Source organism: Sphingomonas plantiphila (assembly GCF_046000505.1).
Taxonomy (GTDB): domain Bacteria; phylum Pseudomonadota; class Alphaproteobacteria; order Sphingomonadales; family Sphingomonadaceae; genus Sphingomonas; species Sphingomonas plantiphila.
In genome coordinates, this window is sequence record NZ_JBELQC010000001.1 from 1,702,808 (window position 1) to 1,725,601 (window position 22,794).

The window sequence follows — 22,794 nt, forward strand, 5'->3', positions numbered from 1 at the left end:
AGCGACGATTCCCCCTGGCGGCGACGAAAAAAAGGGCGCGCACCTCGCGGTGCACGCCCCTTCTGTCCTGCGGTGGCAACCGTCAGTTGATGACGATCGTCACGGCGCGGCGGTTCTGCGCCCAGCTGGCTTCGTCCGAACCCAGCGCGAGCGGGCGTTCCTTGCCATAGCTGATCGTCGTGATCCGCGCAGGCGAGACTCCGCGCGCGGCAAGATAGTTCTTGGCCGCATTGGCGCGGCGATCGCCGAGCGCGAGGTTGTATTCGCGCGTGCCGCGCTCGTCGGCATGGCCTTCGATCGTGATGCGCGTATTGCCATAGGTCGTCAGCCAGCGCGCCTGGCTGTCGAGGATCTGGCGCGCGCGTGCGTCGATGTCATACTGATCGAAATCGAAGTTGATCGTGTCGCTGACGACATTTTGGCGGAAATGCTCGGCCGTGCCGGGCTGCGCTTCGCCGCCGCCGCCGGGTCCGGGTCCGGGGCCGGGATCGACCGGGCCGGGGCCGGGAGGCAGCGTCTCGGGCCGCTTCTTCTGGCAGCCGGCGACGGCCACGGCCATGGTCGCGATGATGAGGGCGGTCTTGAGCTTCGCCATTTCCGGTATCTCCCTAAAGGCACGTATGAAATTCGATACCCCTGCGTAACGGACAGGGTGCGGGTGTGTTCCCCGGTTCGTCAAGCCTGCGTCAGGGACGCAGCGGTCCCCATGCGGGATCGGATCCGTCGAGCGGGGTGGGGATGCGGCGGGCGTTCGTACCGGTCAGGTCGACCGACCACACGTCCGCCTTGCCCTCCCGCCCCTGCGCGCCGCGATAGAACATCAGCACGCGGCCATTGGGCGACCAGCTCGGACCCTCGTCGCCCCAGGCGTCGGTCAGCAGCTTTTCGCCGCTGCCCGAGGGGCTCATCACCCCGATGCGGAAACCGCCGCCGATGCGGGTGAAGGCGATGAGGTCACCGCGCGGGCTCCACGACGGGGTCGCATAGCGCCCGCCGCCGAAGCTGATCCGCTGCTGGTTCGATCCGTCGGCGTTCATTACGTAGAGCTGCTGCGTGCCGGACCGGTCGCTCTCGAAGACGATCTTGCTGCCATCGGGCGAATAGCTGCCGCCGGTGTCGATGCCCGGCGCGGTGGTCAGGCGTTGCGGCGTGCCGCCGGTCGACGCGATGCGATAGACATCGGCATTTCCCGCCACCGACATGGTGAACAGGATCCAGCGTCCGTCGGGCGAGAAGCGCGGCGCGAACGCCATGCTGACATTGGTGACCAGCAGCCGTTGCGTGCCGTTGGCGAGGTCATAGACATAGAGCGACGGCTTGTCGTTCTGGTAGCTCATATAGGCGATGCGCCGCTCGTCGGGCGAGAAGCGCGGGGTCAGCACGATCGACTGGCCGTTGGTCAGGAAGCGGTGGTTGGCGCCGTCCTGATCCATGATCGCCAGGCGCTTGATGCGGCGGTTCTTGGGCCCGGTCTCGCTGATATAGACGACGCGGCTGTCGAAATAGGGACCCTCGCCGGTCAGGCGGGTATAGATGGTGTCGGAGCATTTATGCGCCGCGCGCCGCCATTCGGACGGGCGCACGACGAAGCCCTGCCGCGTCAGTTCGGTGCCGAGCGCGATGTCGTAGAGATAGCAGCCGACGGTGAGGTTGCCGTCGCCATTGGCGCGCACGAACCCCTGCACCAGCGCCTGCGCGGTCGCGCCGCGCCAATAGGGGAAGTCGGGCGCGCTGACTTCGCCGAAGGGGATCGCGCGTACGCCGGTCGGGCCGAGCGGCTTGAACAGGCCGGAATTGCGCAGATTGTCGGCGATCACCTGCGAGATCTGGGAGCCTAGCGCATCGGTGCTGCCAGCCGGGGTGCTGACAACCTGCGCGGTCGGCATCGGCGGGATGAGGATGGTAAGGTCTTGCGCGGCGACGTTGGTGACGTCGACGTCAAGCCCTTCTTCCTGCTGAGGCGCGGCGATGACAGGAGGTTGAACAGTCTGAGCGAACGCGGGTCCAGACGCGACTGCCGCGAGTAGCAGAGGAATCGCCAGTGCTCGAATTTTCATCCTTACAGATCCTCGTAAAGTAGCGGTCTTATGACCTTCCATGCCTCATAATATTCCGCAGGCAATTTGAACGGGGCGGCGAGTTCCACCGCACGTATCGCCCGCTCGCGATGGAGATCCGCCTGTGCGCGGTTGCTGGCGGTGATACCAGATTGCTCCACGCGAGGCGTGCCGACGATGGCGCCTTGCTCGTTTAGCCGCACGATAACGCGGGTGCGCAGCTTATCCGAATCTGCGCCGCTGGGCGGCTTCCAGTGTACCTTGATTTGCCGCATTACCTCGGCAGCCAAGCTGGATTGCACCGCGGCACCGATCTGGCTCGCCTGCGGCCGGGTCGCCTTGCCCTTGCTCGGCTGGTCGGTGAGGCCGTCGACGATGCCCGACAGGCGCCCGGTGGGCTTCACTGCTTCACGCGTCGGCTTGCGCTCGGCCTTGGCCGGAGCGGGGTTGGACTTCTTCGCCTCCACCTTGGGCTGCGGCTTGGGGGCGGGGGCAGGCGCGGCCTTGGGCGGGGTGGGATCGGGCTTGGCCACCGGTTCGGGCTGAGTGTCCGGCACCGGCGGGGGCGTGTCGGGCTCGGGCGGGGCGGGGACCTCGGCAAACCGTTCGGCGGGCGCCTCGCGCTCGATCACCGGCGCTTCGCTCACCAGCCCGACCTCGTCGGTCAGCGACACCTCGATCGGGGTGGTTTCGAGCTTCATCGGGTTGGGCGTGGCGAGAAACCCGACCGAGAGCAGGCCGAACAGCACGGCATGGCCGATCACGGCCATCCCGATCCCTGCTCCTTCCCTCCGGTCGAGCGCCAGCGCCATCAGTTCTTGCCCTCTCCCGTCGTCACGAGGGACACCTTGTTCAGCCCTGCGCGGTTGAGCTCGCCCATCACGCGCATCACTTTGCCGTAATCGAGCCTTGTGTCGGCGCGCAGGAACACTTGCGGGCTTTCGGCGCCGCGCGCGGTGGCGATCTCGTCGAGCAGGCCGGGCAGTTCGGCATCGGTGACCGGGCTGTTGTCGAGGAACACCGCGCCCTGTTCGTCGATCGAAATCTGGATCGGCTTCTGATCCTGGTCGAGCGGCCGGGCGCGGCTTTCGGGCAGGTTCACCTGCACCCCGGCGGTCAGCAGCGGCGCGGTGACCATGAAGATGATCAGCAGCACCAGCATCACGTCGACCAGGGGCGTGACGTTGATGTCCGCCATCGGCGCGCGCCGCCCCTTGCCGCGCCGGGAGGGAAGCTGCGCCCCCATCAGAGCACCGGCTTGCCGCCCGCAGGCGCGCTGTCGAGCTGGCGGCTGAGCGTCGCATGGAAGCCGTCGGCGAAGCGGTTGAGGCGCGCCTCGACCCGGTCGATGCCGTGGCTGAAGCGGTTATAGGCGATCACCGCGGGAATCGCCGCGAACAGGCCGATCGCGGTCGCGAACAACGCCTCGGCAATGCCCGGCGCGACCACGGCAAGCGAGGTATTCTGCTCGCTCGCGATCGCGGTGAAGCTTCGCATGATGCCCCAGACGGTGCCGAACAGGCCGACGAATGGTGCGACGGCGCCGACCGTGGCGAGGATGTTGAGCCTGTCCGACAGCCGGTCGATCTCGAGCGCGACGGCGGCGCCCATCGTCGTCGCCAGCCGTTCGCGTGTCCCTTCCTTGTCGAGCATGCGCCCGCCGGTCGAGCGGCGCCATTCGGTCACGCCTGCGGCGAACACGCGCGCGACCGGATGGTCCTCGTCGCCGTGCAGCCGGTGAAAGGCGTCGATATCGTCGCTCTTGCGATAATCATGCTCGAACTTGTCGGCGGCCCTGCGCACCTTCGCGACGCGGCCGCGCAGCGACAGGATGATGCCCCAGGTCCAGATGCTGGCGAGCAGCAGGCCGATCATCACGGCCTTCACCACCCAGTCGGCCTGCATGAATAGGCCGAGCGGCGACATCGTCGAGGCGTCCAGATTTACGAACCAGTCCATGTGACGCTCAGTTTCCCTTCCAAACAAGCGGCACGAACGCTTCGACCCACTCCTGCGGTTGCCGCCGCGCGCGCCCGTTAGGGGTCACGAACGCGGCTTCGACATCCGCCTGGGTCAGCAATTCCCCGTCCCGCATGACTCGTTGCTGAATATTCACCGACGCCGCACGTACGCGCAGGACCCGGCTGACGACAATCAACGCATCGTCCAGCCGTGCCGGGGCGGCGTAGCGGATGGCGATGTCGCGGACCACATAGACGCCGTCGCCCGCTTCATGCGCCGCGCGCTGGTCGATCCCGGCACAGCGCAGCATATCCGACCGCGCGCGCTCCATGAACCGCAGATAATTGGCGTGATAGACGACACCGGACAGGTCGGTGTCCTCAAAATAGACACGGACCGGAAACACGTGCTCGGCGCCGACGAAGCGGCCCGCCACCGGGGAGATGTTCAGTTCGCTCACCCCCGCGCCCATAGCGGCGGGAGGAATCGAAGTTCAACTGTCACGGTCGGGATGCCTCGCACGCGCGACGAACGGTCGGGCGGCGTCGGCGTTCCGCGCGATTCAGCCGCGCGCCATCTTCAGTACCTGGTCCCATTCGGCCTTGCGCACCTTGCCGACCGACAGGCGCGAATATTTGACCAGTTCCATCTCGGCGAGCTTCGGCTCGGCCTTGACCTGCTTCAGCGTCACCGGATTGGCGAGCGGCTCGACCGGCTTCATCTCGACCGACACCCAATGCTTGCCCTCGCCATCGGGCTGGGCTTCGCGGCTCACCTCCATGATGCCGACGATCTTCAGGCCGATATTGCTGTGATAGAAGAAGGCGCGGTCGCCCACCTTCATCGCGCGCAGATTGCCGGCGGCGGCATGATTGCGGACGCCGTCCCATTCGGTCTTGCCGTCGCGGACGAGATCGTCCCAGCTGAACACATCGGGTTCGGACTTCATCAGCCACAGGTTCATCGGCATTCCTTGTCTGGTTCGGCAAGCGCCGGGGCGGCCTTCCAAACCGAAAACCACCTAAACCGCAAGTGAACATCCGATTCCGCACGAGTTCAGGACGACTCGGCCAGTGTGCATCCACGACGCCCGCTCATGCGTTTTCGGCGTCAGTGATGCAGAATGCACGAGGAGGAACGTCATGAATACCATTACCAAGGCGGTAATCGGCCTGACGCTCGGCGCCACGGCGTTGACCGCAGCCGCTCCCGCAGAGGCGCAGCGTTATCGCTATCGCGACCGCGACAATACCGGTGCCGCGGTGGTTGCGGGCATCGCCGGGATCGCCATCGGCGCGGCGATCGCGTCGTCGGGCCGCGACCGCTATGATCGCTACGATCGCCGCTACGACTATGACCGCCGCTATTATCGCGGGCGCGGCTATTATCCGCGCGATGGCTATTATTACCGCGAATATGAGCGCCGCGGCTGGCGCGGCTGCACCGTCCGCCGGGTGTACGATCCCTATATCGGACGCCGGGTGAAGGTGCGTTATTGCCGCTGATCGCGGTGAAATGCAGGCGGCGCGGGACTTGGGTTCCGCGCCGCTTTCGTTTGCGCGCAATTCGGGCTAGAGGCGCCGCCCATGAGCGACACTCCTCCCGACCGGCTCTCGGTCAATCCGAAGAGCCCCTATTTCGACCAGGCCGTCCTTCAGCGTGGCATCGGCATCCGCTTCAAGGGCAATGAGCGCCGCGACGTCGAGGAATATTGCATTTCGGAAGGCTGGATCCGTGTCCAGGTCGGCAAGACGATGGATCGCAAGGGCAATCCGCTGACGATCAAGCTGTCCGGCCCGGTCGAGGCATGGTTCGAGAGTGCGCCGGCGGGCGAAGGCGACGGCGACGGAGAGGCGGAAGCCTGAATTACCTTCGTCAGCCCGGCCTTGTGCCGGGCTCCGCAGTTCCCCGGTCCAGAACCTGAGCCTTTTTCGACGCGCTCGCCTCCGGGTGGACCCCGGCACGAGGCCGGGGTGACGATCGGTCTTAGCTGAGCAATGCCCGCGCCGATTCCTCCAGCGCCTGCATCGCTGCGCGGAAGGGGAAGGGGCCGTGGCTGATTCGCGCCACGCCTGCCTGCGCCACCGCCGCCGCGTCGGGCGCCCCCGGAAACGCCATGAAGTTCACCGGTAGCGGTGACGCGTCGCAGATGCGCGCGAGCAGGTCGAGATCGGCGAGCCCCGGCACGAAGAAGCCGCTCGCGCCCGCTTCGGCATAGGCACGGGCGCGCTCGATCGCGGCATCGGCCTTTGCCACGTCATGCGCGTCGGCTTTCGCCTGCAGGAAGATATCGGTGCGGGCGTTGATGAAGAACGCCGGGCCGGTCGCGGCGCGGATCGCGGCGATGCGCTGCGCCTGAAACCCGGTCTCGTGCAACCCTTCGCCGCCGATCACCTGATCCTCGAAATTACACCCGACCGCCCCGGTTGCCGCGAGCCGCGTGACATTCGCCGCGAGCGAGGCGGGATCGACCGCATAGCCGCCCTCGAAATCGATCGTGACGGGAAGGTCGACCGCGGCCACGATCCGCGCCGCGTTCGCCAGGGCTAGGTCGATCTCCAGCACCTCGGCATCCCCAACACCGTGCGCCGCCGCGACCGACGAACTGCCCGTCGCGATCGCGCGCGCTCCGGCCGAAGCGACTGCCTGTGCCGATCCCGCATCCCAGACATTGACTAGGATCAGCGGGTTGCCGGGTACATGCAGCGCGGCGAATTGTTCGAATCGATCGGTCATCGGTCCCTCCTCGTTCGACCGACTTTATGGCCGGAACAAAGAGAGAACAATCCGTTTCTTGCGCGCAACGTTAATGGACGAAGCGGGCCACCACGTCGCGATAGCTGCGGCTGACCTTCACCTGCGATCCCGAATCGAGGATCAGGAAACATTCGCCATTGGTGTGTGGCTTGACCTGCTTGACCTGATCGAGATTGACGATGGTCGAGCGGTGGACGCGCTGGAAGCGGCGCGGGTCGAGCCGCTTTTCCAGATCCTTCATCGTCTCGCGCAGCACCAGCGTATTGTCGGCGGTCTTGATGCACATGTAATCGCCCGCGGCCTCGACCACCTCGATCGTGTCGACATCGACGCGGAAGATCTGGCCGCGATCCTTGATGTTGATCAGCTTTTCGAAACGGCTGGACGAGACTTCGCCGCCGTCGCCGGCGGCAAGTTCCTCGACCGCGTCGGGGGCGACTTCGGCCAGAACTTCCTTGAGCTTCTCGACCTCCTCGACGCCGCGCTTCTCGGTCAGGCGCTGGCGGACGCGGTCGAGCGTGTCGGCAAGACGGCCCTCATCGACCGGCTTCATCAGATAATCCATCGCATTGGCTTCGAACGCGCGGATCGCATGGTCGGAATAGGCGGTGACGAACACGAACAGCGGCGGCTCGATCTCCATCAGCCCCTGAACGACCGAGAATCCGTCGAATCCGGGCATCTGGATATCGAGAAAGACCAGATCGGGCTTGTGCGTCTTGATCGCGCGGATCGCTTCGCGGCCGTTCTGGCATTTGTCGATGATCTCGACATCTTCATGCGCGGCCAGCCGCAGTTCCAGGCCCTGAATGGCCAGGGGTTCGTCATCGACCAGAATGGTGCGGATCGTCATGCTCTCTCTACTCTCATCCGGTGCCGTCCCGATGCCCCCGGGTCCGGCGTCCAACAACCCCTATTACACTCCCAACTCAATGGTTACGGCTCGGTTCCGATCAGGCTGCCTCCTTGGCTTGTTCCTCGAACTGGAACGGAATTTCGATCTCAACGCGGAAACCGCGCCCGGGGTCCGAGCGCGTTTCGAACCGGTGATCCGGCCCGAACGCCTGTGCCAGCCGCTCCCGTATATTGGTAAGCCCGACCCCGGTTGAAAGGCTTGGACGGTTCTTGCCCTGGATCAATCCCGGACCGGTATCGGATACGGTGATCTGCACCCGATCGCCGTTGAGCCGCGCGACGATGCAGATTTCGGCACCCTCCTCCTGCGGCGTCACGGCATATTTGATCGCATTCTCGACCAGCGGCTGCAGCAGCAGCGAGGGCAGGCGCGCCTTGGCTGTGCGCGGGTCGATGTCGAATTCGGGCTTGAGCCGCTGTTCGAAGCGCATCTTCTCGATCTCGAGATAGAGTTTGAGCGTCTCCACCTCCTGCGCCAGCGTGACGTGCGCCGTCGGCTCGTTGGCGAGCGTGTAGCGCAGGAAGTTCGACAGCCGCGCCAGCATCGCGTTGGCCCGATCCGTCTGCTTGAGCAGCACCAGCGTCGAGATCGAATTGAGCGTGTTGAACAGGAAATGCGGGTTGAGCTGGTAGCGCAGCATCGCCAGCTGCGCTGAACTCGCCTGATTCTCGAGCAGCAGCATGCGGTCGCTCTGATCCTCGACGATCAGATAGAAATTGATGCCGAAATACAGCGCCGACCACCCCGCCAGCACGGTGAAGTTGAGGAACAGGCTGCCCAAGATCAGCGGCAGCTCGATCCCCGGATCGCCGCGCATCACCGACACGGTGAAGGCGTTGAGCATCGCATAGATCAGCGTCGCCGCGGCCAGCGTCGCGACCGTCGCAAGGATCCCGCTGATCCGCGGCAGGCGGCGGTAATAGCCGAAGAGAGCGGACAGCAGCAGCGTGATGCAATAGCCGACGATCGATTCGATCGTGACGCGAATCAGATCTTCGAAGCTGAAGCTGCGGTTCGAGAAGTTCGACACCGCGCGCAGCAGCAGATAGCCGCCCCAGCCCGCGCCCTGGAGCATCCAGAAGGCACGGCTCTTCTGCTCGAAGAAGGGGCGGGAGAAGATGGCGGGTTTCTGCATGGGGTTCGCGCTTCTCTACATCGCCCCTCTGCGGCTGGGAAGAATGGTGCAACGTGGCTGCAACGATATCGTTGCACCCCCGTTCATGTCGCGACCCGCGCACCCATATCCGCTGGCGCGTTCATTTCGAGAGGAGACCGATCCCATGACCACCCGTACCGCCACCGCCCGCTATTCCGGTTTCGGCAAGGAGGGGAAGGGGGCGATCTCGACCCAGTCGGGCGTGCTCACCGACCAGTTTTACGGCTTCAACACGCGGTTCGAAGACGAGCCGGGGACCAATCCCGAGGAACTGATCGCCGCCGCCCATGCCGGCTGCTTCACCATGGCGCTCAGCTTCGCACTGGCGCGGGCGGGCTATAGCGAGGGAACGCTGGAGACCAAGGCCGCGGTCAAGCTGGAGCAGAAGGACGGCGGCTTCGTCATCACACGCTCGGACCTGACGCTGGAGGCCAGCGTACCGGGCATCGATGCCGACGCGTTCGCCGATCTGGCCGAGGAGGCGAAGAAGAACTGCCCGGTATCGAAGCTGCTCAATGCGGAAGTGTCGCTCGCGCACAAGCTGAACTGAACACCATTGTCACCCCGGACTTGTTCCGGGGCCCACCGAAACGCGGCGTGGAATTCGAGCCTTATGGCCTGAGCTCGCCGCACAGTGGACCCCGGCACTAAGGCCGGGGTGACGGCTGTGCGACTTACCGCTCGTTCAGATAATAGCGATCGGTCGGCGCCAGATCGTCGGCGAGTTCATAGACGATCGGCTGTCCGGTCGGGATCTCCAGGCCCGTGATCTCTTCGTCCGAAATACCCGACAGATGCTTCACCAGCGCACGCAGCGAATTGCCGTGCGCGGCGATCAGCACGCGCTTGCCCGCGCACAGGTCGGGCGCGATGCGCTCTTCCCAATAGGGCAGCACGCGCGCGATCGTGTCCTTCAGGCTCTCCGTCTGCGGGATCGGGATGCCCTTGTAGCGTTCGTCCTTGGCGAGGTCCCACGCCGACCCCTCCTCGGGCAGCGGCGGCGGAATGTCGAAGCTGCGGCGCCACAGATGCACCTGTTCGTCGCCATGTTTCGCCGCGGTCTCCGCCTTGTTGAGCCCGGTCAGCCCGCCATAATGGCGCTCGTTCAGTTTCCAGCTCTTCTCGGTCGGTAGCCACAGCCGGCCCATCGCCTCCAGCGCCAGGTTGAGCGTCTTGATCGCCCGGCTCTGGAAGCTGGTGTAGGTCATGTCGAAATCCAGGCCCTTGTCGCGCATCAGCTCGCCCGCCGCCCAGGCTTCCTTGACGCCCTGTTCGGTCAGGTCGACGTCCCACCAGCCGGTGAAGCGGTTCTCCAGGTTCCAGGACGACTGGCCGTGGCGGATCAGGACGAGCGTGGGCATGGGCTACTCCTTGCAGGACGTTGCCCGCGTCCTTAGCGAATGGGGCCGACAGGGCAACGGAGGATGGCCATGGGCATCGAAAGACGGAGCATCGTATATGACGGCCCGGGCGGGCCGTTCGAAGGTGTTGCGGTGGTCGATGGCGACTGGGACACCCCGCGCCCCGGCGTACTGATCGTCCCCAATGTTCTGGGGGAGAAGGAACAGGATCGCGTCACCGCCGAGCGGATCGCGGGGCTGGGCTATGCCGCCTTGGTCGCCGACCTCTACGGCCAGGGCAAGCGCACGACCCGCGACTCGCCCGACCCGGCGATGTACATGAATCACCTCAACGCCGACCGGCCATTGCTGCGCGACCGATTGTTCGCGAGTGTCGCGGCGCTGCACGCGCTGCCACAGGTCGACGCGGCGCGGACCGCCGCGATCGGCTATTGCTTCGGCGGCAAGGCGGTGATCGACCTCGCCCGGGCCGGCGGCGACGTGCTCGGCGTGGTGGCGTTCCACGGCATCTTCGATCCGCCCGGCTACGATTATCCGTGTCCGATCGGTGCGAAGCTGCTCGTCTGCCATGGCTGGGACGATCCGCTCGCCACGCCCGACGCGGTGACGGCGCTGGCGGCGGAGCTGACCGGGGCGGGCGCCGACTGGCAGCTGCACGGCTATGGCGGTGCCGGCCATGGCTTCACCGATGCCAGCATGACGGGATCGACGCGACCGGGATTCGGCTACGATGCCAATGCCGACCGCCGCAGCTGGGCGGCGATGACCGGATTTCTGGCGGAGGTGTTCGGCTAGTTCATCCTCCCCGGAACGGGGAGGGGGACCATGCGCAGCATGGTGGAGGGGGCGCGAGGCAGGGGAGTCCGGTGCGTCAAACCCCCTCCGTCAGCGCTGCGCGCTGCCACCTCCCCGTGCCGGGGAGGATTTGCGCCGCATCAGCCTGCGCAGCAGGCGCCGCAGCAGCACCAGGGTCGCGATCGTCGCGAGCAGGATCAGCACCGCGATCGCGACCGCCGCGATCGGGTTGGCAAGGGCGAGCAGCAACAGCCCGCCGGTTACGATGTCCTCCCCGGTCGAAATCACCACGTTGCTCACCGGCTCCGGGCTGACATTGACCGCCGCACGCGTCCCCGCCTTCGCGCCATGCGTCAGCAACGCGCTTCCGCCGCCGAGCAGCAGCGCGGCGATCTGCCAAGCCGGGTCCGACGGATCGACGATGGCCAGCGCGAGCAGCGCGCCGCCGATCGGGCGGATCGCGGTGTGCACGCTGTCCCACAGCGAATCGATCCACATTACCTTGTCGGCAAAGAACTCGGCGATTGCGCCCACCCCGGCAATGCCGATCAGCCAGGGATTGGCGAGAACGTCGAGTGCCTTCAACTGGTCCGGCAGTTCCACCCAGCCGGTGCGCATCGCGATGCCGACCGCGAATATGCACAGATAAAGCCGCCAGCCCGCAAGCAGGCTGACCGATGCCGCAAGGCCGATCAGCTCGACGGCGCCCATCGGCGCGTCAGCTGGCGCCGCCGGTCTTGCGCGGTGCGCGCGGCTTGGCGGGGGCCTTGGCCGCAGGCTTTTTCGGCGCAGGGGCTTTTGCCCCCGCGGGCGCCTTTGCCGCCGGCTTCGGGGCGCTGGCGGCTTTCGTCGCAGCGGGCTTGCTCGGCGACGCCTTGGCAGCGGGCGTGCGCGGTGCGGCCGGCCTTTTAGGCGCTGCGGCGCGCGCGGGACGGGCAGGTGGTGCCTCGGCAACGGGTGCCGCAGGCGCCTCGGGCGGTTTTGAAGGTACAGGTGGCGTGGGAGGTTCGGGCGCCTTGGGAGGTTCCGGCGCCTCGGGCGCGGCGGGCGCGGCCGTCCTGGGTTCGCCGCCCAGCTTCGCACTGATCTTCTCCGCCGCGCGCGCCGCGATCAGCGTGGCGAGCGAGGAGGCGGTCCTGGCGAAATCGTCCATTCCCGACGGCTTTTTCTCGGCCGTCCCGGTGGCGGCGGGCGCAGGGGCGGGCGTCGGCGCGGGTGCCGGGTCGCTGGCCTTTTTCCGCACATTGCCTGCCAGCGCGACCAGTCCGGCGGCGACGATGTCGGCGACCAGCGGATGGCGGGTCAGCTCGAGCAATTTGGCGCCCTGCTCGCGCAATTCCTTGGGCAGTTCGATCCCCGCGACGCTCTTGGGCAGTTTCGCGGTCTTCTCGGCCTTGCTGGCCTTGCCGGTCTTCGGCTTGCTCGCCTTCGCGCTCTTCTTGCCCTTGGCCATCGTCACGCCTCCATGGTGTGTCATGTGACTGACACACCCGGAGGCGTGCCGTCAATCCGCGAATACCCGTTCGAAAATGGTATCGACCGCCTTGAAATGATAGTCGAGGTCGAACTTCTCCTCGATCTGCTGCGGCGACAGCGCGGCGGTGACCTCGTCATCGGCCTTGAGTAGCTCGAGCAGCGAGAGTTCGCCGTCGCTCTCCCACACCTTCATCGCGTTGCGCTGGACGAGGCGATAGCTGTCCTCGCGGCTCACGCCCGCCTGGGTCAGCGCCAGCAGGACGCGCTGCGAGTGGACCAGCCCGCCCATGCGGTCGAGATTCTTCTGCATCCGCTCGGGATAGACCAGCAGCTTGTCGATCACCCCGGTCAGCCGCGCGAGCGCGAAGTCGAGCGTGATCGTCGCGTCCGGCCCGATATAGCGCTCGACCGACGAGTGGCTGATGTCGCGCTCATGCCACAGCGCGACATTCTCCATCGCCGGGATGACGGCGGCGCGGACCATACGGGCGAGGCCGGTGAGGTTTTCGGTGAGAACCGGGTTGCGCTTGTGCGGCATCGCCGACGAACCCTTCTGCCCCGGCGAGAAATATTCCTCAGCCTCGAGCACCTCGGTGCGCTGCAAGTGGCGCACTTCGACCGCCAGCCGCTCGATCGAGCTGGCGATCACGCCCAAAGTCGCAAAGAACATCGCATGGCGGTCGCGCGGGATCACCTGCGTCGACACCGGCTCGACCGTCAGGCCCAGCTTGTCGGCGACATGCTGCTCCACGCGCGGATCGATATTGGCAAAGGTGCCGACCGCGCCCGAGATCGCGCAGGTGGCGATGTCAGCGCGCGCGGCGATCAGGCGTGTCTTGCAGCGGCTGAATTCGGCATAAGCCTCGGCGAGCTTGAGCCCGAACGTCACCGGCTCGGCATGGATGCCATGGCTGCGGCCGATCGTCGGGGTCAGCTTGTGCTCGTACGCACGGCGCTTGAGCACCGCGAGCAACTGGTCGAGATCTTCCAAAAGGATGTCTGCCGCCCGCGTCAGCTGCACCGCCAGACAGGTGTCGAGCACGTCGCTCGATGTCATCCCCTGGTGCATGAAGCGCGCTTCGTCGCCGACATTTTCCGCGACCCAGGTCAGGAACGCGATCACGTCATGCTTGGTCACCGCCTCGATCGCATCGATCGCCGCGACGTCGATCGTCGGGTTGGTCGCCCACCAGTCCCACAGCGCCTTGGCTGCGGATTCGGGCACGACGCCCAGTTCACCCAGCTTCTGCGTCGCATGCGCCTCGATCTCGAACCAGATGCCGAAGCGGGTTTCCGGCGACCAGATCGCGGTCATTGCGGGGCGGGAATAGCGGGGGACCATGGGAGAGCCTTTCGTGGGACGCGGCGCCCCTAGCAAAGCCCCGCCGGGGCGGCAAATCGATCCGGATACGGTCCGATCCATCCGCTCGTCGCAGAATCAAACCGGAATCGCGACAAGTTGAAGCTGATCGCCGACAAGACGAGGACTTACTAATTTTTTCAGGGAACGTGACAATTATATCACTCGTTGAGACCTCGTACGTGAAATCCGAATAGTGACGGTTTTTCATTATGGAATTCGGAAATAGAACAGGAGAAGATCAATGTTGAAATCAATCCTTCTGGCTAGTGCAGTCATGATTTCTGCCCCTGCATTTGCGCAGGACATGCAGGACGATCAGTCTTCGGCGCCGCAGGAGCAGACTGCTCCCGATACGGCAACCGAGCCCGTCCCCCAGGAAACGCCGGACGCGACGCCCGAGCCGATGACGGATCCGACCCCGGCGCCGACCCCGGAACCTGCCCCGACGCCGGAACCCACCCCGACCCCTGAGCCGGCCCCGACGCCTGAGCCGCAGGCGGCGGAACAGACGGCGCAGGTGAAGCAGCCGGCAACCCAGGCGACCCCGGCTGAGGCTGCTCCGGCGGAACAGTCGGCGTCGACCGCTGGCCAGAAGCCTGCGGATGCCGCCCAGATCGCCCAGATCATCGACCAGGGTTTTCCGACCTATGACAAGGATGCCGACGGCAACCTGAAGTCGGAAGAGTTCGGCAGTTGGATGGTCGCGCTGCGTTCGGCGAGCGAGCCGGCGTTCACCGGTGAGTCCGCCGCCGACAAGGAATGGATTGGCCGCGCCCTGGCTGCTGCCGATGCGGACAAGTCGGGTGGCGTCAGCAAGGAGGAACTGAAGGCGTTCCTGGCCCCCGCCGCCGCGTCGTAAACGAGGCCCCTCCCGAGCGGGTCCTCTCGCATCTGGCCCGCTTGCAGACGGCCGTCGGAGTTCGCTCCGGCGGTCGTCTCGCCATGAATGATTGTCAAAACCATTCGTCAACGCCGCTCAGGTGATGTGTTCGAAATGACGGGGCATCCTTCGGGCAGAGCCAAGGGCAGATCGCGTCCGCGGCGGCGCGGTCAGGAGGCAAGCTTTGGCGCTCAACTCTTCGTGTCCTGCGCGGCGGTGGGCGCGATTACCTTCGTGATGGCACCGGAAATCGAATCGATATGGTCCTTGTCCACGCACTCCCCGGAGCAAATCGCCGCGGTTGAGCGGAGTCGCTATTTCTCCGGTTGCGACGAGGCGCGCGCCGCCGGCGTGGCTCCCATCCACCGCGGCAGTCCCGGCTATCGGAGCGGCATGGACGGCGACGGGGACGGCATCGCCTGCGAACCCCATCGCTGATCGGCTCGCGTTACATCAGCCCCTGCGCGCGCAGGCTGACATGCCCGCCGCTGCCGAGCACGATATGGTCGTGCACCGCAATTCCCAGCCGCTTGCCCGCCTCGACGATGTTGCGGGTCAGTTCGATGTCCGCGCGGCTCGGGCTGGGGTCGCCGCTCGGGTGGTTGTGGACCAGGATGATCGCAGTCGACCCCAGATCGATCGCGCGGCGGATCACCTCGCGCACATAGACCGGTGCCTCGTCCACCGACCCTTCCTGCATCAATTCGTCGCGGATCAGCATGTTGCGGCTGTTGAGGTGGAGCACCCGCACCCGTTCGATCGCATGGTGCGCCATGTCTGCGCGCAGATAGTCGAGCAGGGCCTGCCAGTTGGACAGGATCGGCCGGGCCGCGACCTCGCCCTTGAGCAGCCGCAGTGCCGCGGCATGCGCGATCTTGAGCGCCGCGACCGATGTCTCGCCCATCCCCGGCACCCGCGCGATCGCCTCGGCATCGGCGGTCAGCAGTCCGGCGATCCCGCCGAACTCATGCAGCAGTGCCTTGGCCAGCGGCTTGGTGTCGCGCCGGGGAATCGCCAGTGCGAGCAGATATTCGATCAGCTCATGGTCGAGCAGCGCGTCATGATCCGCAAGCAGGCGCGCGCGCAGGCGGGCGCGATGCCCGGTGCCGTCGGTGATCGCATCGCTGCCGCCGTCCCCCATAAGCGGAGCTTAGCGGCAGCCGGACGGGCGGGGAAGGGTTGCAACAATGTTGCACCGCGGTTGACTCGGGATGCCCCCCTTTCTAAAGCGCGCGTGCCTTGGCGGGCTCGCCGCTCGGCCCATGCGTTTCGCCCTGGTATGATGCTGGTGGAGAGACGAAATGACCGAGAACGAGCCCGGACTGGACCCCCTCAAGGAGGATGGCCGCATCACGTCGCTCAACGAGCGGCTGGCGCGGGCGAAATCCGAAGAGGCGGATCGGCGGGGCGAGGGGCAGCAGGCCGGCGATCGGGATTATCGCATGGGCAACCGCGTCCTCGCCGAGCTGATCGGAGGAATGGTCGGGGGGGCGCTGATCGGGTGGGTGCTCGATCGGTTCCTGGGAACCTCGCCATGGCTCCTGCTCACGCTGCTTGCCCTGGGCATCGTCAGCGCGTTCAGGAACATCATCAGGATTTCGAACCAGCGCTCGAAGTAACTTTCGGGCGCTTGCGTTACATGGGAAACGGGCGTGGCTGAAGAAGCGGGCAAGATCGATCCGATGCACCAGTTCGAGGTGACGTCGATTGCCGACATGTTCACCATCGGCGGGCATCAGATCGCCTTCACCAACAGCGCGCTGTGGATGGGGCTCGCGGCGATTGCCCTATGGCTGTTCATGCTGGGCGGCATGAAGCGTGAGGTGATTCCGGGCCGCTGGCAGATGGCGGTCGAGGGGTTCACCGGCTTCATCGATAACCTTCTCAAGGCGAATATCGGGGCTGAGGGGCGCAAGTTCCTCCCCTACGTCTTCTCGCTGTTCATGTTCATCCTGTTCGCGAACGTCATGGGCCTGCTGCCGTTCGGCGTGGTGCCCGGCGTGCATCCGTTCACCGCGACCAGCCATTTCACCATCACCGGCGTGCTGGCGATCCTGTCCTTCTCGATCGTGCTGGTGGTCGGCTTTGCCAAGCATGGCCTGCGCTTCTTCTCGCTGTTCGTGCCGAAGGGGACGCCGATCCCGGTCCTGCTGCTCGTGGCGCCGATCGAGTTCGTCTCGTTCATGGTCCGCCCGTTCAGCCTCGCGCTGCGACTGTTCGTCGCGATGACCGCAGGCCACATCCTGCTCAAGGTGCTGGCCGGCTTCATCATCAATTCGGCCAATGCCGGCGCCGGCTGGGGCGTGCTCGTGGGCGTGCCCAGCTTCGCGCTGATGCTCGGCGTCTCGGCGCTCGAGCTGCTGGTCGCCGGCGTTCAGGCCTATGTGTTCGCGCTGCTCACGTCGCTGTACATCAACGACGCGGTGCACCTGCACGATCATCACTGAGTTTTTTCCAACCAACGACTGATTTTTCGAAGGAGTGATTTCAATGGACGCAGAAGCTTTCAAGCTGCTCGGTGCCGGTCTCGCGGCAATCGGTGCGGGTCTGGCGGCGCTGGGCGTGGGCAACGTCTTCGCGGCATTCCTCCAGGGCGCGCTGCGCAATCCGGGCGCGGCTGCCAGCCAGCAGGGCAACATGTTCATCGGCTTCGCGGCTGCCGAGCTTCTCGGCCTGCTCGCGTTCGTCGTGGCGGTGCTGCTGATCTTCGTCGCCTGATGTCTCTGCCGCCCCGTATGCTGTATACGGGGCGGGCTTGAGGACGGACCGCGAGAGGACCGACAATGCCCCAGATCGAACAAATCGCGGCGACCTATGCGTCGCAGATCTTCTGGCTGCTGCTGACCTTCGGGCTCACCTTCGTGATCGTCGGCCTGGGCATCGTGCCCAAGGTCTCGACCACGATGGACGCGCGCGACGCGTCGGTGGCGAACGACCTTGCGGCTGCGGAAGCGGCACGCGTGGCGGCCGACCAGGCCGAAGAGACCTGGCGTGCGCAGGAAAATGCGGCGCGTGAAGCGGCACGCAAGCGCCTCTCCGAGGCTCGCGCCGAGGGGCAGGCCCAGACCGACGCCGCGCTCGCATCGGCCAATGCCGAGATCGAGGGTCGCGTGGCTGCGGCGGAGGCCCGCATCGCGGAGGCGAGCGCCGCTGCAGCGGGCGAGATCGAATCGGTCGCGACCGACGCCGCGCGCGATATCGTCGCGCGCCTGTCGGGGGTGAACGTGACGGCGGCGGAAGCCGGCAACGCAGTGAAGGCGGCACTCAATGGCTGAACAGGCACAAGTGACGGCAACCACCGGCACCGATCCGGTCGCCCAGAATCTGAGCGAAGCAGCCAAGGGCAAGGGCATGGGCCTGCCCGATGCCACGGTCGAGGCGCCCGGCGCCGTCCATCATGCGACGCCGGCGGTGTTCGGCATCGATGCGACGATGTGGGTCGCGATCGCGATGCTCGGGCTGATCCTGATCGTCGTGTGGAAGAAGGTGCCGTCGGCGATCGGCGGCATGCTCGACAAGCAGATCGCCGCGATCCGCACCCGACTCGACGAAGCCAACCAGCTCCGCGCTGAGGCCGAGGCGCTGCGCGACGAGTATGCGCGCAAGCTCACCAATGTCGAGCAGGAGGCCGCCGCCATGGTCGCCCATGCCGATGAGGAGGCTCAGGGGCTGCTGGTGAAGGCCAAGGCCGACGCCGAGGATCTGATCCGCCGCCGCACCAAGATGGCCGAGGACAAGATCGCCGCGGCCGAGCGTGCCGCGCTCGACGAGGTGCGCGCCAAGGCGGCGCAGGCGGCTGCCACGGCTGCGGGCACGATCATCGCGCAGAAGCACGATGCCGGCGCCGACAAGGCGCTGGTCGACCGGACGATCGCGGGCCTGTCGCGGCTCAACTGAGCGAAGTCCAGTGACGTGAACAGGGGCGTCGGCCAGTGGCCGGCGCCCCTTTCCGTTTGCATATGGTTCGGATGAACGAACCGTCAGGCTTGCGGCAACATATTACGCCGCCGACACAATTCGGGCCGAATTGCGCCCGATGCCGAAACGATCGAGGAGTCGGGCCGGGTTCTCCGGTCCTGGCTGGGCGAGTTTCGCGCAACAATTGCGGGCACGAAGGGCGCCGGCCATCCTGTTGTGAGGTATTGTGTATGCGTCTGATTGCTTCGATCCTGACCGCTTCCCTGGCCGTTGTTGCCCTCCCCGCAGCCGCCCAGGATGCCGAACCCTTCACTGGCGCCAGCGTGGTGGCGCTGGGCGGCATCGACCATACCAGCAGCGGTCCGGGCGACCCGCTGACCGGCTTCGTCTATGGCGGCGCGGTCACCTACGATCTCGGCGAAGGCAAGCTGCGTTACGGCGTCGAAGCGGAAGCCACCGGATCGACGATGGACGGCTGCTATACCATGGGGGGAACGGCAGTGCGGTCGTGCACCAGCTTTGGCCGCGACCTCTACGTCGGTGGTCGCGTCGGTGTCGTGCTCAACCCTTCGCTGATGCTCTACGGCAAGGCCGGCTATACCAACGCGCGCGCGACCGGGACATTCGATGATCCGTCGACGGCGGCATCGCCCGATCTGCGCTTCGAAGGAAATGACGACGGGTATCGCCTGGGCGGTGGCCTCGAATATGACGCCGGCAAGTTCCTGATCCGCACCGAATATCGCTATTCGGACTATGGCGCGGATCGTCGTCACCAGGGGACGGTCGCGGTCGGCGTCCGCTTCTGATCGATACGCCCGCGCGGACTCCGCTCCGCGCGGGCAACTCCGGCGATCCCGGTGCGTTGGGCCGCCATGGCGGACGACACCCCCTCTCGCTCGGAGCTCGCCGAAGACCGTACGGACCTGGCCGAGGATCGCACGCTGCTCGCCAATGAGCGCACCTTCAGCGGCTGGGCGCGGACGGCGCTGGCGACGATCGGCATTGGCCTGGGCTTTCACGTCCTGTTCGGCGCGCTCGAGCCGGCCTGGCTGCCCCGGGTGATCGCGACGATCTTCATCGCGCTCGGCGTCGCGATCATCTGGATGGCCGAACGCCGCGCCTGCGCGATTCAGGCCCGGCTGTCCGCGCACAATATCCATACCCTGCGCTCGCTCAACATGCGCCTGATCGCCTGGGTCTACACCGTCGGCGCGCTCGCGCTCCTGGTCGCGCTGTGGCTGATCGACGGCGCGGCTACTTCCTGAGCAGGTCAAGCACCGCCACCGTCATCGCCGTCGTGCCCAGCGTGACCGAAGGCTCCGGATCGATCTTGAAGAAGGGCGAATGGTGTGCGGGCAGCGTCTTCTCGCCGCGCTTCGCCGCATCCAGATCGGCCTGGGGCGTGCCGCCCACCACGAAATAGGCACCGGGCACGCCCAGATCCTTCTCGATGAAATAGGCGAAATCCTCCGCACCCATGCTCTCGCGCGGCTCGGTGCGCAGGATGTCCGCGCCGAACGCTGTCGTGAACGCACTGCGCACCCGTCCGGTCAGCGCCGGATCGTTGCGCGTCACCGGAGTCGATTCGAACCCCACGCGCACCTGCGGCAATTTGTCATCGGGCAGTCCGTTCATGCGGCCGACATTGGTGGCGATGCGCTTGATCCCGTCGAGCAGCGTCTTGCGCGTCTCTTCGTCGTCCGAACGCACCGTCAGCTGCAGCTCGGCCTTGTCGCTGATGATGTTGTGCTTGAAGCCCGAATGGAACGATCCGACCGTCACCACGCCGGGCTTGAGCGGCGCGATTTCGCGGCTGACCAGCGTCTGCAGCGCCATCACGATCTCCGCGCCCATCACGATCGGGTCCTTGCCCATATGCGGCGCGGCGCCGTGCGTACCGACACCCTGGATGGTGATGTCGACACTGTCGGACGAGGACGAGCTGATCCCAGGCTCCAGCCCGATCTTGCCGGTCGGGAAGCCGGAGGTGACGTGGAACGCCACCGCATAATCGGGCTTGGGGAAGCGGGTATAGAGCCCGTCCTCCATCATCTTGCGCGCCCCGCCGATCCGCTCCTCGGCCGGCTGCACGACGAACACCACCGTGCCCTTCCAGCGATCCTTCATCTTCGCCAGCTGCCGCGCGGTGCCGATCAGCGACGTGATGTGAACGTCATGGCCACAGGCGTGCATCACCGGCTTCACCACGCCATCGATATCCTCCTGCGTCACCGTGGAGGCATAGGCGAGCCCGGTGTCTTCCTTCAGCGGCAGCCCGTCCATGTCGGCGCGCAGCAGGATGGTGGGCCCGTCGCCATTCTTCATCACGCCGACCACGCCGGTCCCGCCGACCTTCTCGGTCACCACGATCCCGCCCACGGCGCGCAACTCCTTCGCCATGATCGCGGCGGTGCGGCTCTCCTTGAACGAGAGTTCGGGATTCTTGTGGAAATCGATGAACAGCTTTTCGAGGTGCGCCTTATAGTCCGCCTCGACCGCCGGGGCGAAGTCAGGCTCGGCCAAGACAGGCGTGGCGAGCAGCGACGAGGCGAGCAGGGCGGTGAGCAGGCGCATGTGACGATCCCCCAATGGCGTTTGCGGACAGGCTATCAGATGGGGGCGTCCACGCAACGCCCCGCTCAGCGACGGCCGGCCTGCGCGCGTGCCTGATCGATCGCCGCCGGAAGCGCCGCCGCGAGCAGCTTCGCGCGAAACGCCTCGCTGTCGGTGGCGCGCCAGCCGATAGTGACGTCCGGGACGATTCCCGCCACTTCGTTGCTGCCATCGGCGCGGAAGCGGGCGCAATCGGGCAGGTACAGCGTCGCACCGCTATGGGTCAGCACCGTCGGCATGCCGCCCCACGTATAGCCACAGCCCGCGCCCCCGGTGCGCGCGCCGACGATCACGGCGGTATCGGCATCCTGCAGCAGCGCGGTGAACTCCTCCGCCGCCGACCAGGTCTCCTGATCGACCAGCACCGTCACCGGGCCGCCCCATACCCCCTCGTGATAATCATGCTGACCCGCGCTGAAGACCCAACCGCCCCAATCGGTGGCGAGCCATTCGCCCGGCGCGGCTGTCCCTACCAGCCCGGTGGCATAGCCCGCCCGGCCCAGCCAGTCGCACCCGGTCGCCGGGTCGCACGGCGTGTCGGCCACCACGCGCGCGGCATCGGCTTTCACGGCCAGCGCGAGTAACTTGGCGCGATCCTGCTTTGGTGCCGACTTGGCCCATCCGCGCAGGCGTTCGCCCAGTGCCGCCCAGTTGCGCGACCAGTGTTCGCCGCGCACGAATCCCAACGGTGCCGAGGTCAGCCGTCGCGGCGTCACCATCCGCGCCGCCGCCTCGGCCCACTCGCTACCGCCGCCGTTGCCGGTCAGATCGACCATCAGCACACTGGCGCCCGCAACACGCAACTGCCGCAGCCGGTCCTCCGCATCGCGGGTCAGCGCGGCGAAAGCGCGGGTGATGATTTCACCCTGGCATCCGTCGTCGCACGGCTGGTCCACCGGCAGCTTCAGCGCGGCGACCGCATCGGTGCACAGCTGGGGAAATGCCTGGGGGTCGAACAACGGGATACGCAGCACGCCTAGGATCGTGTCGCCAGACGGCGCGGTTCCGGCGTCGAGGACACCAGCGACAGGGAGCGGGCGATAGCCCGGAAGCGCCGATGCGATGCCCGGCCGGGCCTTGCGCGCGTCATAGCCGATCGACGCGCACAGCGCCTGGGCAGTCGGGGCCGGCGCTTCATCTACCGCCGATGCGACGACGGCGGGCCGCGGGCGCGGCCAGCGCAGCGAGACATGGCCGTCGCCGATACCGCGCATCGCCCGGTCGAGGATCGCCCGCGCCTCGGCATCGCTCCCCGCGGCCTTCACCTGCGCGGCGATCTGTTCGAAGCGCTTGTCGATCTCCCAGCCGCGCTCGCGTTCCAGCCAGTCGCGATTGGCGTATTTCGTCTCGAACGCCGCGCGCATCTGCGCGACATCGGCGAGCCATGGCGCGGGGTCCCAGTCCCGCGCTTGCGCGCTGCCCGTCATCAGGGCGAGCCCGATCAGAACCCCCGCGAATCTCCGCATGTGCCCTCCTGTACTATTTAAGTAATACACGCTGATTGGGCTCTGGCCTAGCCCCGATCCAGTGCCTAGAT

The 22,794-nt window shown here is 66.3% G+C and carries 30 protein-coding genes; 13 read left to right on the plus strand and 17 right to left on the minus strand.

Going from position 1 to position 22,794, the window contains the following annotated elements; all coding sequences use genetic code 11:
• Nucleotides 1-82: 82 nt before the first annotated feature.
• From pal to ABS767_RS08060, 7 genes are all read right to left on the minus strand, one after another.
• Complete coding sequence (pal, locus tag ABS767_RS08030; RefSeq protein WP_408077825.1) at nt 83-595, minus strand: peptidoglycan-associated lipoprotein Pal; 513 nt, start codon at nt 593-595, stop codon at nt 83-85.
• Nucleotides 596-686: 91 nt separating this feature from the next.
• On the minus strand, nt 687-2,057 hold the full coding sequence (tolB, locus tag ABS767_RS08035; protein ID WP_408077826.1) for a Tol-Pal system beta propeller repeat protein TolB: 1,371 nt from the start codon (nt 2,055-2,057) through the stop codon (nt 687-689).
• A gap of 2 nt (nt 2,058-2,059) precedes the next feature.
• The gene (locus tag ABS767_RS08040) at nt 2,060-2,869 is read right to left on the minus strand and encodes a TonB C-terminal domain-containing protein (protein WP_408077827.1); all 810 of its coding nucleotides are present in this window, start codon (nt 2,867-2,869) and stop codon (nt 2,060-2,062) included.
• On the minus strand, nt 2,869-3,303 hold the full coding sequence (gene tolR, locus ABS767_RS08045; RefSeq protein ID WP_408077828.1) for a protein TolR: 435 nt from the start codon (nt 3,301-3,303) through the stop codon (nt 2,869-2,871). The genes ABS767_RS08040 and tolR overlap by 1 nt, the downstream gene beginning before the upstream one ends.
• Nucleotides 3,303-4,016 carry a protein TolQ gene (gene tolQ, locus ABS767_RS08050; protein WP_408077829.1) on the minus strand — a complete coding sequence of 238 codons (714 nt, stop codon included), beginning with the start codon at nt 4,014-4,016 and terminating at the stop codon, nt 3,303-3,305. The genes tolR and tolQ overlap by 1 nt, the downstream gene beginning before the upstream one ends.
• A gap of 7 nt (nt 4,017-4,023) precedes the next feature.
• Nucleotides 4,024-4,491, minus strand: coding sequence for a tol-pal system-associated acyl-CoA thioesterase (ybgC, locus tag ABS767_RS08055; protein ID WP_408077830.1), 468 nt, complete (start codon nt 4,489-4,491; stop codon nt 4,024-4,026).
• A 90-nt stretch (nt 4,492-4,581) separates the two neighbouring features.
• Complete coding sequence (locus ABS767_RS08060; RefSeq protein ID WP_408077831.1) at nt 4,582-4,989, minus strand: EVE domain-containing protein; 408 nt, start codon at nt 4,987-4,989, stop codon at nt 4,582-4,584.
• A gap of 172 nt (nt 4,990-5,161) precedes the next feature.
• On the opposite strand from ABS767_RS08060, the gene ABS767_RS08065 reads away from it, so the two are divergent.
• Nucleotides 5,162-5,524, plus strand: coding sequence for a hypothetical protein (locus tag ABS767_RS08065; protein WP_408077832.1), 363 nt, complete (start codon nt 5,162-5,164; stop codon nt 5,522-5,524).
• A gap of 81 nt (nt 5,525-5,605) precedes the next feature.
• The gene (locus ABS767_RS08070) at nt 5,606-5,884 is read left to right on the plus strand and encodes a DUF3297 family protein (protein WP_408077833.1); all 279 of its coding nucleotides are present in this window, start codon (nt 5,606-5,608) and stop codon (nt 5,882-5,884) included.
• Between the two features lie 121 nt (nt 5,885-6,005).
• On the opposite strand, the gene ABS767_RS08075 is transcribed toward ABS767_RS08070, so the two are convergent.
• The 3 genes from ABS767_RS08075 to ABS767_RS08085 form a co-directional block, all read right to left on the minus strand.
• A complete protein-coding gene (locus ABS767_RS08075; RefSeq protein WP_408077834.1) occupies nt 6,006-6,755 on the minus strand; it encodes an isocitrate lyase/PEP mutase family protein in 750 nt (249 codons plus the stop codon).
• 70 nt (nt 6,756-6,825) lie between these two features.
• Entirely contained in the window at nt 6,826-7,629 is an 804-nt protein-coding gene (locus ABS767_RS08080; RefSeq protein WP_408077835.1) for a LytR/AlgR family response regulator transcription factor, read from the minus strand.
• A 100-nt stretch (nt 7,630-7,729) separates the two neighbouring features.
• Entirely contained in the window at nt 7,730-8,827 is a 1,098-nt protein-coding gene (locus ABS767_RS08085; RefSeq protein ID WP_408077836.1) for a sensor histidine kinase, read from the minus strand.
• Between the two features lie 145 nt (nt 8,828-8,972).
• Between ABS767_RS08085 and ABS767_RS08090 the strand changes: the two genes are divergently transcribed.
• Complete coding sequence (locus ABS767_RS08090) at nt 8,973-9,398, plus strand: OsmC family protein (RefSeq protein ID WP_408077837.1); 426 nt, start codon at nt 8,973-8,975, stop codon at nt 9,396-9,398.
• 124 nt (nt 9,399-9,522) lie between these two features.
• Here ABS767_RS08090 and gpmA read toward each other — a convergent pair whose 3' ends face one another.
• Nucleotides 9,523-10,209, minus strand: a complete 687-nt coding sequence (gpmA, locus tag ABS767_RS08095) for a 2,3-diphosphoglycerate-dependent phosphoglycerate mutase (protein ID WP_408077838.1) — start codon at nt 10,207-10,209, stop codon at nt 9,523-9,525.
• Nucleotides 10,210-10,278: 69 nt separating this feature from the next.
• Between gpmA and ABS767_RS08100 the strand changes: the two genes are divergently transcribed.
• On the plus strand, nt 10,279-11,004 hold the full coding sequence (locus tag ABS767_RS08100) for a dienelactone hydrolase family protein (protein WP_408077839.1): 726 nt from the start codon (nt 10,279-10,281) through the stop codon (nt 11,002-11,004).
• Nucleotides 11,005-11,094: 90 nt separating this feature from the next.
• On the opposite strand, the gene ABS767_RS08105 is transcribed toward ABS767_RS08100, so the two are convergent.
• Genes ABS767_RS08105 through purB form a run of 3 tightly spaced genes read right to left on the minus strand, consistent with a single transcriptional unit; the run spans nt 11,095 to nt 13,822 of the window.
• Entirely contained in the window at nt 11,095-11,715 is a 621-nt protein-coding gene (locus ABS767_RS08105; RefSeq protein ID WP_408077840.1) for a DUF4126 domain-containing protein, read from the minus strand.
• A 7-nt stretch (nt 11,716-11,722) separates the two neighbouring features.
• Nucleotides 11,723-12,481, minus strand: a complete 759-nt coding sequence (locus ABS767_RS08110; protein WP_408077841.1) for a hypothetical protein — start codon at nt 12,479-12,481, stop codon at nt 11,723-11,725.
• A gap of 27 nt (nt 12,482-12,508) precedes the next feature.
• Nucleotides 12,509-13,822 (minus strand): adenylosuccinate lyase, encoded by a 1,314-nt coding sequence (purB, locus tag ABS767_RS08115; protein WP_408077842.1) that lies wholly within the window; start codon nt 13,820-13,822, stop codon nt 12,509-12,511.
• 295 nt (nt 13,823-14,117) lie between these two features.
• Here purB and ABS767_RS08120 point away from each other — a divergent pair, with 295 nt between their 5' ends.
• Complete coding sequence (locus tag ABS767_RS08120) at nt 14,118-14,702, plus strand: EF-hand domain-containing protein (protein ID WP_408077843.1); 585 nt, start codon at nt 14,118-14,120, stop codon at nt 14,700-14,702.
• Nucleotides 14,703-14,789: 87 nt separating this feature from the next.
• Nucleotides 14,790-15,161, plus strand: a complete 372-nt coding sequence (locus ABS767_RS08125; RefSeq protein ID WP_408077844.1) for an excalibur calcium-binding domain-containing protein — start codon at nt 14,790-14,792, stop codon at nt 15,159-15,161.
• Nucleotides 15,162-15,171: 10 nt separating this feature from the next.
• Here the strand turns inward: ABS767_RS08125 and radC are convergent, their stop codons facing one another.
• On the minus strand, nt 15,172-15,864 hold the full coding sequence (gene radC / locus ABS767_RS08130) for a RadC family protein (RefSeq protein WP_408077845.1): 693 nt from the start codon (nt 15,862-15,864) through the stop codon (nt 15,172-15,174).
• A gap of 160 nt (nt 15,865-16,024) precedes the next feature.
• On the opposite strand from radC, the gene ABS767_RS08135 reads away from it, so the two are divergent.
• From ABS767_RS08135 to ABS767_RS08165, 7 genes are all read left to right on the plus strand, one after another.
• On the plus strand, nt 16,025-16,342 hold the full coding sequence (locus ABS767_RS08135) for an AtpZ/AtpI family protein (protein WP_300495037.1): 318 nt from the start codon (nt 16,025-16,027) through the stop codon (nt 16,340-16,342).
• A 63-nt stretch (nt 16,343-16,405) separates the two neighbouring features.
• The gene (locus tag ABS767_RS08140) at nt 16,406-17,170 is read left to right on the plus strand and encodes a F0F1 ATP synthase subunit A (RefSeq protein WP_408078674.1); all 765 of its coding nucleotides are present in this window, start codon (nt 16,406-16,408) and stop codon (nt 17,168-17,170) included.
• 43 nt (nt 17,171-17,213) lie between these two features.
• Nucleotides 17,214-17,441 carry a F0F1 ATP synthase subunit C gene (locus tag ABS767_RS08145; protein WP_408077846.1) on the plus strand — a complete coding sequence of 76 codons (228 nt, stop codon included), beginning with the start codon at nt 17,214-17,216 and terminating at the stop codon, nt 17,439-17,441.
• 65 nt (nt 17,442-17,506) lie between these two features.
• The gene (locus tag ABS767_RS08150; RefSeq protein ID WP_408077847.1) at nt 17,507-17,998 is read left to right on the plus strand and encodes a F0F1 ATP synthase subunit B family protein; all 492 of its coding nucleotides are present in this window, start codon (nt 17,507-17,509) and stop codon (nt 17,996-17,998) included.
• A complete protein-coding gene (locus tag ABS767_RS08155; RefSeq protein WP_408077848.1) occupies nt 17,991-18,620 on the plus strand; it encodes a F0F1 ATP synthase subunit B family protein in 630 nt (209 codons plus the stop codon). The genes ABS767_RS08150 and ABS767_RS08155 overlap by 8 nt, the downstream gene beginning before the upstream one ends.
• 251 nt (nt 18,621-18,871) lie before the next feature.
• Nucleotides 18,872-19,450 (plus strand): outer membrane protein, encoded by a 579-nt coding sequence (locus ABS767_RS08160; RefSeq protein ID WP_408077849.1) that lies wholly within the window; start codon nt 18,872-18,874, stop codon nt 19,448-19,450.
• Nucleotides 19,451-19,516: 66 nt separating this feature from the next.
• Nucleotides 19,517-19,909, plus strand: coding sequence for a YidH family protein (locus ABS767_RS08165; RefSeq protein ID WP_408077850.1), 393 nt, complete (start codon nt 19,517-19,519; stop codon nt 19,907-19,909).
• Here the strand turns inward: ABS767_RS08165 and ABS767_RS08170 are convergent.
• Entirely contained in the window at nt 19,899-21,218 is a 1,320-nt protein-coding gene (locus ABS767_RS08170; RefSeq protein WP_408077851.1) for an amidohydrolase, read from the minus strand. The genes ABS767_RS08165 and ABS767_RS08170 overlap by 11 nt on opposite strands.
• Nucleotides 21,219-21,283: 65 nt before the next feature.
• Entirely contained in the window at nt 21,284-22,723 is a 1,440-nt protein-coding gene (locus ABS767_RS08175) for a S41 family peptidase (RefSeq protein ID WP_408077852.1), read from the minus strand.
• Nucleotides 22,724-22,794: the final 71 nt, after the last annotated feature.

What these genes read in the sequence shown, in the direction of transcription:
- ABS767_RS08150 (WP_408077847.1), top strand. Translation starts at nt 17,507, where the DNA reads ATGCCCCAGATCGAACAAATCGCGGCGACCTATGCGTCGCAGATCTTC.
- radC (WP_408077845.1), bottom strand. Translation starts at nt 15,864, where the DNA reads ATGGGGGACGGCGGCAGCGATGCGATCACCGACGGCACCGGGCATCGC.
- ABS767_RS08145 (WP_408077846.1), top strand. Translation starts at nt 17,214, where the DNA reads ATGGACGCAGAAGCTTTCAAGCTGCTCGGTGCCGGTCTCGCGGCAATC.
- ybgC (WP_408077830.1), bottom strand. Translation starts at nt 4,491, where the DNA reads ATGGGCGCGGGGGTGAGCGAACTGAACATCTCCCCGGTGGCGGGCCGC.
- ABS767_RS08120 (WP_408077843.1), top strand. Translation starts at nt 14,118, where the DNA reads ATGATTTCTGCCCCTGCATTTGCGCAGGACATGCAGGACGATCAGTCT.
- tolQ (WP_408077829.1), bottom strand. Translation starts at nt 4,016, where the DNA reads ATGGACTGGTTCGTAAATCTGGACGCCTCGACGATGTCGCCGCTCGGC.
- ABS767_RS08160 (WP_408077849.1), top strand. Translation starts at nt 18,872, where the DNA reads ATGCGTCTGATTGCTTCGATCCTGACCGCTTCCCTGGCCGTTGTTGCC.
- ABS767_RS08075 (WP_408077834.1), bottom strand. Translation starts at nt 6,755, where the DNA reads ATGACCGATCGATTCGAACAATTCGCCGCGCTGCATGTACCCGGCAAC.
- ABS767_RS08170 (WP_408077851.1), bottom strand. Translation starts at nt 21,218, where the DNA reads ATGCGCCTGCTCACCGCCCTGCTCGCCTCGTCGCTGCTCGCCACGCCT.
- purB (WP_408077842.1), bottom strand. Translation starts at nt 13,822, where the DNA reads ATGGTCCCCCGCTATTCCCGCCCCGCAATGACCGCGATCTGGTCGCCG.
- tolR (WP_408077828.1), bottom strand. Translation starts at nt 3,303, where the DNA reads ATGGGGGCGCAGCTTCCCTCCCGGCGCGGCAAGGGGCGGCGCGCGCCG.
- ABS767_RS08070 (WP_408077833.1), top strand. Translation starts at nt 5,606, where the DNA reads ATGAGCGACACTCCTCCCGACCGGCTCTCGGTCAATCCGAAGAGCCCC.
- ABS767_RS08100 (WP_408077839.1), top strand. Translation starts at nt 10,279, where the DNA reads ATGGGCATCGAAAGACGGAGCATCGTATATGACGGCCCGGGCGGGCCG.
- ABS767_RS08165 (WP_408077850.1), top strand. Translation starts at nt 19,517, where the DNA reads ATGGCGGACGACACCCCCTCTCGCTCGGAGCTCGCCGAAGACCGTACG.
- ABS767_RS08085 (WP_408077836.1), bottom strand. Translation starts at nt 8,827, where the DNA reads ATGCAGAAACCCGCCATCTTCTCCCGCCCCTTCTTCGAGCAGAAGAGC.
- ABS767_RS08065 (WP_408077832.1), top strand. Translation starts at nt 5,162, where the DNA reads ATGAATACCATTACCAAGGCGGTAATCGGCCTGACGCTCGGCGCCACG.
- ABS767_RS08090 (WP_408077837.1), top strand. Translation starts at nt 8,973, where the DNA reads ATGACCACCCGTACCGCCACCGCCCGCTATTCCGGTTTCGGCAAGGAG.
- gpmA (WP_408077838.1), bottom strand. Translation starts at nt 10,209, where the DNA reads ATGCCCACGCTCGTCCTGATCCGCCACGGCCAGTCGTCCTGGAACCTG.
- ABS767_RS08110 (WP_408077841.1), bottom strand. Translation starts at nt 12,481, where the DNA reads ATGACACACCATGGAGGCGTGACGATGGCCAAGGGCAAGAAGAGCGCG.
- ABS767_RS08105 (WP_408077840.1), bottom strand. Translation starts at nt 11,715, where the DNA reads ATGGGCGCCGTCGAGCTGATCGGCCTTGCGGCATCGGTCAGCCTGCTT.
- ABS767_RS08060 (WP_408077831.1), bottom strand. Translation starts at nt 4,989, where the DNA reads ATGCCGATGAACCTGTGGCTGATGAAGTCCGAACCCGATGTGTTCAGC.
- ABS767_RS08125 (WP_408077844.1), top strand. Translation starts at nt 14,790, where the DNA reads ATGATTGTCAAAACCATTCGTCAACGCCGCTCAGGTGATGTGTTCGAA.
- ABS767_RS08175 (WP_408077852.1), bottom strand. Translation starts at nt 22,723, where the DNA reads ATGCGGAGATTCGCGGGGGTTCTGATCGGGCTCGCCCTGATGACGGGC.
- ABS767_RS08135 (WP_300495037.1), top strand. Translation starts at nt 16,025, where the DNA reads ATGACCGAGAACGAGCCCGGACTGGACCCCCTCAAGGAGGATGGCCGC.
- ABS767_RS08140 (WP_408078674.1), top strand. Translation starts at nt 16,406, where the DNA reads ATGCACCAGTTCGAGGTGACGTCGATTGCCGACATGTTCACCATCGGC.
- ABS767_RS08040 (WP_408077827.1), bottom strand. Translation starts at nt 2,869, where the DNA reads ATGGCGCTGGCGCTCGACCGGAGGGAAGGAGCAGGGATCGGGATGGCC.
- ABS767_RS08080 (WP_408077835.1), bottom strand. Translation starts at nt 7,629, where the DNA reads ATGACGATCCGCACCATTCTGGTCGATGACGAACCCCTGGCCATTCAG.
- pal (WP_408077825.1), bottom strand. Translation starts at nt 595, where the DNA reads ATGGCGAAGCTCAAGACCGCCCTCATCATCGCGACCATGGCCGTGGCC.
- tolB (WP_408077826.1), bottom strand. Translation starts at nt 2,057, where the DNA reads ATGAAAATTCGAGCACTGGCGATTCCTCTGCTACTCGCGGCAGTCGCG.
- ABS767_RS08155 (WP_408077848.1), top strand. Translation starts at nt 17,991, where the DNA reads ATGGCTGAACAGGCACAAGTGACGGCAACCACCGGCACCGATCCGGTC.